General features: G+C 69.1%; 8 protein-coding genes. 5 read left to right on the top strand and 3 right to left on the bottom strand.

Features of this window, described 5'->3' with window-relative positions; translation table 11 throughout:
- The 4 genes from ACFXMV_RS08995 to ACFXMV_RS08980 form a co-directional block, all read left to right on the top strand.
- Positions 1-1,203, top strand: a 1,203-nt coding sequence (locus tag ACFXMV_RS08995; RefSeq protein ID WP_378502169.1) for an Ig-like domain-containing protein, incomplete at its 5' end; no start/stop codon positions are given.
- Positions 1,204-1,249: 46 nt separating this feature from the next.
- The gene (locus tag ACFXMV_RS08990; protein ID WP_378502170.1) at positions 1,250-2,401 is read left to right on the top strand and encodes an Ig-like domain-containing protein; all 1,152 of its coding nucleotides are present in this window, start codon (positions 1,250-1,252) and stop codon (positions 2,399-2,401) included.
- 46 nt (positions 2,402-2,447) lie between these two features.
- Positions 2,448-3,323: an Ig-like domain-containing protein gene (locus tag ACFXMV_RS08985; protein WP_378502886.1), complete on the top strand. Its 876-nt coding sequence runs from the start codon at positions 2,448-2,450 to the stop codon at positions 3,321-3,323.
- Between the two features lie 93 nt (positions 3,324-3,416).
- The gene (locus ACFXMV_RS08980; protein WP_378500066.1) at positions 3,417-3,980 is read left to right on the top strand and encodes an NADPH-dependent FMN reductase; all 564 of its coding nucleotides are present in this window, start codon (positions 3,417-3,419) and stop codon (positions 3,978-3,980) included.
- Between the two features lie 7 nt (positions 3,981-3,987).
- On the opposite strand, the gene eccE is transcribed toward ACFXMV_RS08980, so the two are convergent.
- On the bottom strand, positions 3,988-5,589 hold the full coding sequence (gene eccE / locus ACFXMV_RS08975) for a type VII secretion protein EccE (RefSeq protein ID WP_378500065.1): 1,602 nt from the start codon (positions 5,587-5,589) through the stop codon (positions 3,988-3,990).
- A gap of 145 nt (positions 5,590-5,734) precedes the next feature.
- Here eccE and eccB point away from each other — a divergent pair, with 145 nt between their 5' ends.
- Entirely contained in the window at positions 5,735-7,201 is a 1,467-nt protein-coding gene (eccB, locus tag ACFXMV_RS08970; protein WP_378500064.1) for a type VII secretion protein EccB, read from the top strand.
- On the opposite strand, the gene mycP is transcribed toward eccB, so the two are convergent.
- Entirely contained in the window at positions 7,168-8,553 is a 1,386-nt protein-coding gene (gene mycP, locus ACFXMV_RS08965) for a type VII secretion-associated serine protease mycosin (RefSeq protein WP_378500063.1), read from the bottom strand. The genes eccB and mycP overlap by 34 nt on opposite strands.
- A complete protein-coding gene (eccD, locus tag ACFXMV_RS08960) occupies positions 8,550-10,016 on the bottom strand; it encodes a type VII secretion integral membrane protein EccD (RefSeq protein WP_378500062.1) in 1,467 nt (488 codons plus the stop codon). Before eccD ends, mycP begins: the two co-directional genes overlap by 4 nt.
- Positions 10,017-10,075: the final 59 nt, after the last annotated feature.

The following is a 10,075-nucleotide window of genomic DNA, read 5'->3' as shown; positions in this document are numbered from 1 at the left end:
GGTTCGACGTCGGCTGCTGCGACGGTGACGGTGTCGGTGCCGGATGAGGCGACCACGACCACGGTGACGGTGCCTGCGACGGCGAATGTCGGTGCCGCGGTGGAGTTGAAGGCGACGGTTGCTCCGGCGAACGCTGGTGGGACGGTGCAGTTCAAGGACGGCGGCGCGAACATCGGTTCGCCGGTTGCGGTCAGCGGTGGCAATGCGACGCTCTCGCACACCTTTGATGCTGCGGGTGCGAAGTCGATCACCGCGGTGTATTCGGGTGGTGCGGGGTTCACGGGTTCGACGTCGGCTGCTGCGACGGTGACGGTGTCGGTGCCGGATGAGGCGACCACGACCACGGTGACGGTGCCTGCGACGGCGAATGTCGGTGCGGCGCTCGATCTGTCGGCAACGGTGTCCCCGACCCCGGCTGGCGGCACGGTGCAGTTCAAGGACGGTGGTGTTGCGATCGGTGGGCCGGCCAATGTGGTGGACGGCAAGGCCACGATCCCGCACGCGTTCGACGTCGCGGGTGCGCGCAGTATCACCGCGGTGTTCTCCGGTGCCCCCGGGTTCAAGGCGTCGACGTCGGCTGCCGGGGTTGTGAATGTGTCGGTGCCGGATGTGGCGACGACGACGGTGTTGTCGGTGCCTGCGTCGGCGATCGTGGGTGCGCCTGCTGAGCTGAAGGCGACAGTCTCGCCTGCTCCGAACGGTGGCACGGTGCAGTTCAAGAACGGTGACCTGGCGCTGGGTGCTCCGGTGAATGTGGTGGACGGGAAGGCGGTCTTGTCGCATACGTTCGCTGCGGCAGGCGCGCATGCGATCTCGGCGGTGTTCTCGGGTGCTCCCGGGTTTGTTGGTTCGTCGTCGGCGGTGCAGTCGGTGTCTGTGCCGGTGCCGGATGTGATGACGTCGATCGTGTTGACGGCGCCTGCGACCGTGGATCGTGGTGTGGTGGTGGAGTTCTCGGTGACGGTGTCGCCGACGCCCACCGGTGGCACGGTGCAGTTCAAGGATGGGTCCACCCCGATCGGTGGTCCGGTGAATGTGGTTGACGGTAAGGCGAAGCTGTCGCACACCTTCACCACGGCGGGTGCTCATTCGATTTCCGCGGCGTACTCCGGGTTCGAGGGTTTCTCGGGTGCGGGTTCGCAGGCCAGCACGGTGACGGTTGCGGGTGCGGGTGCGGCCGGTTCGCTCCCGTTCGGCTCCTGACCCAGCTGATTTCACGGTGATCCAACCAAATCGAGGAGAAATCAAGATGTCTCAAGCCGTGTTGCGTCGCGTAGCGGCGGCGGTGAGCGTGGCGGCCGTCGCGGCCCTCGGTCTCGGGGTCGGTGGTGGTGTCGCGAACGCGGCGCAGCTGTCGGCGACGGTGACGGCCACCAACATCGTGGCGACGAAGACGTTGCTGGGCGATGGGTCGGTGTTCCCGGGTGAGGTGGTGACGTACCGGACCGAGTTCTCGGTGAACAGTGCGATCGATCGGTACCTGAACAAGATCACCGATGTGCATCCGGCCGGGTTCGAGTATGTGGCAGGCAGCGCGAAGGTGTCGGCGGCGTCGACGTCGTCGGTCACGCCGAATGTCGATGTGGCGAACAACAGGGTGTCGGTGTCGAACTCGGCGAGCGCGTGGATGCTGTCGAAGAACGTGAACCGGAAGGTGTCGTTGGAGCTGTCGTACAAGGTTCCGGACACCGCGCCCGCGGGGACGTTCGACAGTGGTCTGACGTTCGACGTAAACACGTTCGGTTCGACGCAGACGTTCAACCCGATCGGCGTGACGATCGACGTGCAGGGCCCGGCGTCCACGGCGACGCAGCTGACTGTGCCGGCGACTGCCACCGTGGGTGTCGCGGTTGATCTGTCGGCTTCGGTGTCTCCGGCGGTTGCGGGTGGCACCGTGCAGTTCAAGGACGGTGACGCCACCATCGGCGCACCGGCGAACGTGGTGAACGGCACGGCGACGTTGTCGCACGCGTTCTCCGCCACCGGTCCGCGCAGCATCACCGCGGTGTACTCGGGAGTCCCCGGATTCACGGGTTCGGCATCGGCGCCGTCGACCGTGACGGTGTCGGCGCCCGACGTCGCTACCTCGACGGTGCTCAGCCTGGCGAGTGATGCGCAGACCGGCGTTCAGACGCGCCTGGTGGCCGCGGTCACCCCTGCCCCCGCGGGTGGCACGGTGCAGTTCAAGGAGGGTGATGCCCCGATCGGCGGCCCTGTGAGCGTGGTCGACGGCACGGCCACGCTGTGGTACACGTTCAACACCCCGGGTGACCACCCGATCACCGCCGTCTACTCGGGGGCTCCCGGTTTCACGGGTTCGACCTCTGCGGCAACCACGCTCAAGGTCACCGGGGAGAACACCGGCGGCGGCGGCTCGAGCCAGTTCGGGTTCGGCTCCTGACCCAGCTGATTTCACGGTGATCCAACCAAATCGAGGAGAAATCAAGATGTCTCAAGCCGTGTTGCGTCGCGTAGCGGCGGCGGTGAGCGTGGCGGCCGTCGCGGCCCTCGGTCTCGGGGTCGGTGGTGGTGTCGCGAACGCGGCGCAGCTGTCGGCGACGGTGACGGCCACCAACATCGTGGCGACGAAGACGTTGCTGGGCGATGGGTCGGTGTTCCCGGGTGAGGTGGTGACGTACCGGACCGAGTTCTCGGTGAACAGTGCGATCGATCGGTACCTGAACAAGATCACCGATGTGCATCCGGCCGGGTTCGAGTATGTGGCAGGCAGCGCGAAGGTGTCGGCGGCGTCGACGTCGTCGGTCACGCCGAATGTCGATGTGGCGAACAACAGGGTGTCGGTGTCGAACTCGGCGAGCGCGTGGATGCTGTCGAAGAACGTGAACCGGAAGGTGTCGTTGGAGCTGTCGTACAAGGTTCCGGACACCGCGCCCGCGGGGACGTTCGACAGTGGTCTGACGTTCGACGTGAACACGTTCGGTTCGACGCAGACGTTCAACCCGATCGGCGTCTTCGCGACCGTCGAGGCGCCGGACACCGCCACTTCGACCGGGCTGACCGTGCCCGGCTCCGCAGCGGCGGGCGCTGCCGTCGAGCTTTCCGCGATGGTGGCGCCGGTTCCAACGGGCGGTACCGTCCAGTTCAAGGACGGTGATGCCTCGATCGGCGCACCCGTCGCAGTCGTGGATGGCAAGGCGTCGCTCTCGCACACGTTCGAGGCGAACGGGACCCACCCGATCACCGCGGTGTACTCGGGCGGGGGACGGTTCCTGGGGTCGGTCTCGCCGACCGTGTCCGTCACCGTGTCGGGCGGCAGTGACGGCGGCGGAACCGGGTCGGCCGGACTGCCTTTCGGATCCTAGGCACGTGAACGACAAGGCCCTCGCCGAGCTCGGCGAGGGCCTTCTCGTGTCCGGAGGTGGCGCGTGCGCGCTCGGTTCGTGGTTCGATGGGGCGTGGCAACAGAACCGATCCGGCTCGAGGTGATCGTCGGCAGCGTTCGTGTCGGCAGGTTCGCACCCGTCGTCGCCGAGTGGTTCCTCCGTCGGGCACGCGCACACCAGGCCTTCGATGTCGGTGTGCTCGACCTCGCCGACATCGCGCTCCCGGCCGACCTGTCCGGCGGCGCCGAGTCGGACGCCTTTCGCGAACGGGTCGAAGCGGCGGAGGCCTTCGTCGTGGTGACCCCGGAGTACAACCACGGCTATCCGGCCGCGCTGAAGAACGCCATCGACAGTGCGAAGGAGCAGTGGCGAGCCAAGCCGGTCGGCTTCGTGTCGTACGGCGGATTGTCCGGCGGACTGCGCGCGACCGAGCAACTGCGTCAGGTGGTCGCCGAGGTGCACATGGTCTCGATCCGGCAGACCGTCAGTTTTCACCAGGCCCGCAAGCGATTCGGTCCGGACGGCGAGACCGGGGACGGAGCCGCGATCGACGGCTCCGCCCGACTGCTCGATCAGCTCGCGTGGTGGTCCTCCGCGCTGCGCACGGCCCGCTCGGCCGACCCGTACCCCGGCTGACGGTTACTCAACGGGCCGGCTGTAGCGGATGGGTGGCCCTCGGCCTGCCGATGAACGCGGTCTCCTGCGCGATGGTGACCAGGACCAGGTCGACCTGCCTGCCGTCGGCGCGGAGCGTGACGCGATCGCCGCTGGCGCCCGGCTGCACGATCGAGATCTGCGGCTCGGCGTCCGGGGCGGGCTCGTGCACGTCGCGCACCCGGATGGTGGTCACCCCGGCTCGCGGCGGCACCGGCTCCACCCCGTCGAACAGGACCGCGGTGAAGGTCGGGTCGAGTCGGGTGGGGTCGTCGATCAGCCGCAATCGATCGGGCGTGGCGATGGAATCGATCAGCGAGCCCCACACCTGCGGTCGGTCCGAGTGGATCTGGATCCGGGCTCCCGTGGCGATGGCGCGAAAGACCAACTGCTGCGCCAGGTACAGCTCGCCGAGCACATCCACGGACTCGATCTCCGGCCCCACGATCCGGGCAGTCAGCCCGTGTCCGTAGTTGTCGGAACCGATCAGCTGGCCACAGCCGGACAGCGGCAACGCGAGGGCATCGAGCTCCGCGGCCGAGAAGTCGGTGAACGGAGTCAGCGTGTCGAGGTCAGGGGAGGCGAACGGCAGGTTGGAGGCCAGGCCGTCGGCGTGCCTGCCCTGCATCGAGATGAGGCCGGGGATCTCGAGCCGCTCCGGCATGGTTCGGGTGGTCATCCGGCAGGAGGCGGCCACTCGCACCTCGCCTGGTCGCGCGCCCGGGCGCATCCGCACGGTCACCGTGGTTCCGAGGCTCGACGGCACCCACAGCTTGGCCAGCAGTTCGTCGGACAGTACCCGTGGGTCGATGGCGTAGCCGGTGTTGCACACGCCGGGCAACGGGGTGTGGGTCCAGGTGCGGGTGAATGAGCCGGGGCGCACACCGCGGCTGATCTGCATTGCGGCGGAGTCGATCTCGGCTGCGGTGAGCAGCCGCGACTCGCAGCCCGCATCGGACAGCGCGCGGACGATTCGCAGTGCCGCGACCGACGCGGTCCGCGCGGCGCCCTCGGTGCCGCCGCCGCGCCGTGCGACAGCCTCGGACTCGGCGGTCGCGTCGAACCGGACCGCGAGCCAGACCGTCCGCAAGGCGGTGGCGGGCAGTGGCCCCACCAGCTGGTCGTATACCTCGGTGGCGGGACTGCCTGCGCTCGCGCGATAGCCGTGGCTGACGATGTCGATGCCGCTGAGGCTGATGTCCTGCTGGGTCATCGATTCCGCCAGTGCGAGCACCGGCAGTCGGTGGACCGATTCGAATGCATCGCGGGTGACCTGGGTCAGGTTGCCAAGGGTCGGGAGCACCTCGATGACGGCGACCACGGATCCGCCGTCCCAGTGCAGCCCGACCACGGGTCCCGAGGGGGTACGGAAGTTCGACGTCTGGCCGGGGGAGTGTTCACGCCGGAGCAGATACCGCCCGCCGGTCGCCACCCAGTCGAGGAGGCAACGACCTCCGAGGGGGATCAGGCCGAGCAGCGCGACAACCGCGCCGATCGCCACCGCGGGCCACCAGGTCAGGCCGAATGCGGCCGCCACCGCGCCCGCGGCGGCCCCAAGCAGCTGCGCGACCACCAGATTACGGACAGACACAATCGGCAACACACGCCGACGCCGCCCCCGTCGTCGAGACACGATCTTCCCCCATCGCCCCTGATCCGTGCGGTCCCCGCCGCTCGGTTCTCCGGCAGAACTGTACTGTGTCCATCCGTAGTGCGCGCCAAACGGGGGAGGGAACATGGCAGCACAGCCGACTACGCGTTGGCAGGTCAACGGGTATCGCTTCTTGGTTCGTCGGATGGAACACGCCCTGGTTCGCCGGGATGTGCGAATGCTGCACGACCCGATGCGAACCCAGTCGCGGGCGTTGGCAGTGGGGGCGGTGCTGGCCGCGATCGGTCTGGCCGGATGTGGCGCATTGGCGTTGATCCGGCCGCAAGACAAGATCGGTGACGCGCAGGTCGTCGTGGGCAAGGATTCCGGGGCGATGTTCGTGATGGTGGAGGACACCCTCCACCCCGTGCTGAACCTGGCCTCTGCCCGATTGATCGCCGGCGATGCGGCGACGCCGGTCATCGTCAAGGAGTCGGAGATCGGGACTCGTCCGCGCGGGGCCCTGATGGGCATTCCCGGTGCTCCGTCGGCACTTCCACACGGCGAGCCGACCGCGTGGACGGTGTGCGATTCCATCGCTTCCGGCGGGACCAAGGCGATCAGCACCGCGGTCATCGCGGGCGAACCCGAACTCGGTGAGAACATCTCGACTCTCGCGGACGGCAAGGCGCTGTTGGTGACGGGTGCGGACGGCACGTTCCTCGTCTACGACGGCAGGCGTGCGCGGATCGACCCAGGCAATCGCGCCGTCTCGCTCGCGTTCGGTCTCGACGGGATCGAACCGAGGCCGGTGAGTCCGGGTCTGCTGGACGCGATCCCGGAGGCGCCCGCGATCGCGCCGCCGGTGATCGACGGAGCGGGTGGCCAGCCGGGTTACTCGTTGCAGGGCAAGACGATCGGTTCCGTTGTTCGTGTTCAGGACGCGCAGGAGACCAAGTCCTATGTGGTGCTGCGAGGGGGGCTGCAGCAGATCGGCCAAGCCACCGAGGACTTGATCCGGTACTCGGACTCGCAGGGCAGCGCGGGCGCCGACAACGTCACCCCCGATGTCGTGTCTCGGGTTCCACAGGCGAACGACCTGGCGGTGTCCACCTTTCCGGAAGTGGCGCCGGAGATCGTCGACTTCGACAGCCGCCCGGTCAGCTGCCTGTCCTGGCAGCCGATCGACGGGGCCGACGAATCCGACGGGGGACTCCGGGCAACCGTCAGCGTCATCACCGGGAACGCGATTCCGCTCCCGGCCGACGCCAAGATGGTGTCGCTGGCCCAGGCGGACGGGTCCGGACCCAATGCCGACACCGCCTACCTGAAGCCGGGCAGCGGCGGGCTGGTCCACACCACGGGCATCGATCCCTCCAGCGAACGCAAGGGTGCACTGTTCTTCATCGCGGACACCGGAGTCCGCTACGGCGTCGAGAACGTAGAGACGGCAAAGGTTCTCGGGTTCACCGACGGGAGCGTCGCGGCGCCGTGGTCGATCGTCGGCATGCTCGCCCCTGGACCGATGCTCGGTCGGGAAGCGGCCTTCCTCGCGCACGACGGGGTCGCCCCCGACGATCAGCCGGTCGACGTCTCGCCGCCGTCCCGCTGAAGCCTGCGGCGCAACGGGAACGAGGCCAGTAGCCCGAGCCCGAGCAGCGCGGCGACGCCGCCCGCTCCCACCACTGCGACGTTTCGCGGACGGAGGTCGGGCGGCGTCGGGGCCTCGGGGATGGCCATCGCGGTGGACTGGGCGCCGTGTGCCTGCGTGGCACCGGGAACCTCAGCGGTCACCGCGGCGCCAGGGTCGATGACGCCGTGTCCGACGAACGGATCCCAACCGTTGGCGGGCGCGTGGGCGGTCTGCTCGATCCGGTCCATCACCTGGCGTGCGTTCAACTGCGGGAACCGCGCACGGATCAGCGCGGCGGTGCCCGCGACGTAAGGGGCCGCGAAGCTGGTGCCCTGGACAGGTTTTCCGTTGACAGAGCTTGTCAGCCCGGTCGGTTCGGGCCTGCGCGGGTCGAGCGAGGTGATCTCGGTGCCGGGCGCGGCGACGTCGACCCACGGTCCGGGGACCGTGAAGGCGGACGGGGCGCCGTCCGGGTTGACCGAGCCCACCGCGAGCACCTGATCGTCGTACCAGGCAGGGGTCGCGATGGTGATCACCGAATCCCACGGATCCGCATGGGGTGTGGCGGGGTTCGGCGTCGGATTCGGATCCTTGCAGGCGCCTTCGAGGTTGCCTGCCGCGGCGACGACGACGATGTCCTTGATGCGCGCGGCGTAGTCGACGGCGGCGCCGAGGGCCGCGACGTCGCCCGCGCTGGCGGGGACGCAGGCCACCTCGGAGATGTTGATGACCGTCACGCCCGGGAAATCCGCAGCGTGCCGGATGGCCCGGGCGAGCGTGCTCACGTTGCCAACGCCCTTGGCGTTCTGACCCTCGGCGTCCTTGCGGCCGTCCGTCTCCCGATAGATGTCGCTCGACTGCCGGATGCTCAGGATCCGCGCGTCGGGCGCCACGCCCGCGAATCCGGTCTGGCCGTTGCGATTGGCCGCGATGATGCCCGCCACCAACGTCCCGTGTGCGTCGCAGTCCTGGGCGCCGTCGCCGGTGGAGACGTAGTCCCCGCCGGGGATCAGTCCGGGCAGCCGGCTGTGCCGCTCGACGCCGGTGTCGATCACCGCGACGGTCTGGCCCCGGCCGGTGCTGAGCGGCCACACCGACTCCAGGTCCAGCGCGCGCTGCGGCGGCGGCACCTGCGCGAGGTCGCTTGCCGGCGCAGTGGTCGCGCAGGGGTCCCTGAGTTCGGTCTTCGGGCCGGACGGCGCCGAGTTGGGTGGTACGCGACCGGGGTCGATCGAGGGCGGAGGTATCGCGATCGCGGTCGCCTGGCTCAGCGACGCCGCGAGGGCGACACCGGCAAGCGCGATCGGGATCCGGCGTGCGTGGCCGCTCACAGGCCGCGCATCATGCTGAACAGCCCGGAGACCCAGCAGACCAGCGGGACCACTGCGGCGATCGCCGCGTAGTCCAGCAGTTCGACGCCGCGACGCAGGACCGGCGAGAAGGTCTGACTCGGCGCGATGACCCCGAGGGCGAGAGCGAGCCCGGCGACGAGCACGGTCAGTGCGAAGACCCCGACGGACTGACCGGGGTTGGTGACGGCGGCGCCGATGAGGAGCATCAGCACGATGGCGGCGCCACCGCCGATGAGGGGTACGGCCTGCTCGGCGCTGGCGTAGGTGCGGCCGCGAAGCATCAACACACCCGCGCACACGGTCGCGAGAATGGTCCCCGGCCAGTAGATTCCACCGTCGGCAAAGACCTTGGCGGCGAGCAGGGCGCCCGCCGCGGTCAGCACGGTCATCGCGCACACCAGCCCGGTGAGGTACTGCCGGGCGCGCGCCGCCCTCGATGCGAGCGAGGCGAACGACGGCAGCACGGCGTCAGGTTCGAGTGACTCCTCTTCGATGTCGACCGACGACCCGGGCGAGGGCACCGGCGGCAGCGGGAGCTTGGCCAACAACATCGAGATGCGGGGGGCGAAGGCGAGTCCGGCGAGCGCGGCGGCCGCGAGGACCGCACCGATCGCGTACGTGGGCTGGTCGGTCAGCGTGCCGACCGCGGCGGCCACCGACACGGGGAGGGCGGCGGCCGCAACACCGGTGAACAGCGACAGGCCGACCCCGCTGATCCGCAGGGCGAGCGCCGCGGCTGCGCCGCAGGTCACGACCCCCAACAGCAGGCCAGCGGCGCCGAGTCGGCCGGGCACCATCAGGGCGCCTGCCGTGAACGCGAGGGGCATCGCGCAGCCGCACAGCACCACAGCCGCGGACCGGTCGAGGTAGATCCGGCTGACGACGGTGCCCGCCGTGAGCAGCAGCGCGGCAACGATGAGCGCCGCGAACGCGCCGAGGAGACTGTCCGATTCGGCACGCGCCAGCAGCAACGCTCCTGCGCCTGCCGTCGTGGCGAGGACCGCGACGACCGACCCCATCACCCGTGCCGACAGCGGGGTCCAGCGCCGGTACCGGTCGGCCTCCAGGGCGGCGACGTTGTGCATGATGTCGTCGAACAGGGGCGCGGGGGCGCTCGTCGGCGCGGACTGCAGGACCAGTAGATCGCCGTCACGTATCCCGTGCTCGCCGAGGCTGAGCGTCGACGACAGCGGGGATTGTCCGATCCGTGCCAACACCCATTCGGTGGGTTCGTATGCCTCCGCGGGAGTCGCGAAGTCGTTTGCGATGCTGTGGCTTTCGATCATGTCGACGATGCCGGGAATGATCAGCGCGACCGGCACCCCGAACGGCACCGCGAGGTCCACCTGGGTGTGATCTGCCAGAATCGTCAGGCGACACAGGTCGGTACGGCCACCCTGATGTGTGTCGGCCCTTGACGCGTCCATGCGCGGCGTGGTCATCTTCGGTTCCCCCCAAAAGAAACTCGGTGTGCAGGGCCCCACCTGCACCGATCCTCGTA

It is taken from the genome of Rhodococcus sp. NPDC059179 (genome assembly GCF_042754885.1).
Lineage (GTDB): Bacteria > Actinomycetota > Actinomycetes > Mycobacteriales > Mycobacteriaceae > Rhodococcus_G.
The sequence above is the reverse complement of the archived record's forward strand: the minus strand, read 5'-3'. Positions and strand labels throughout refer to the sequence as shown.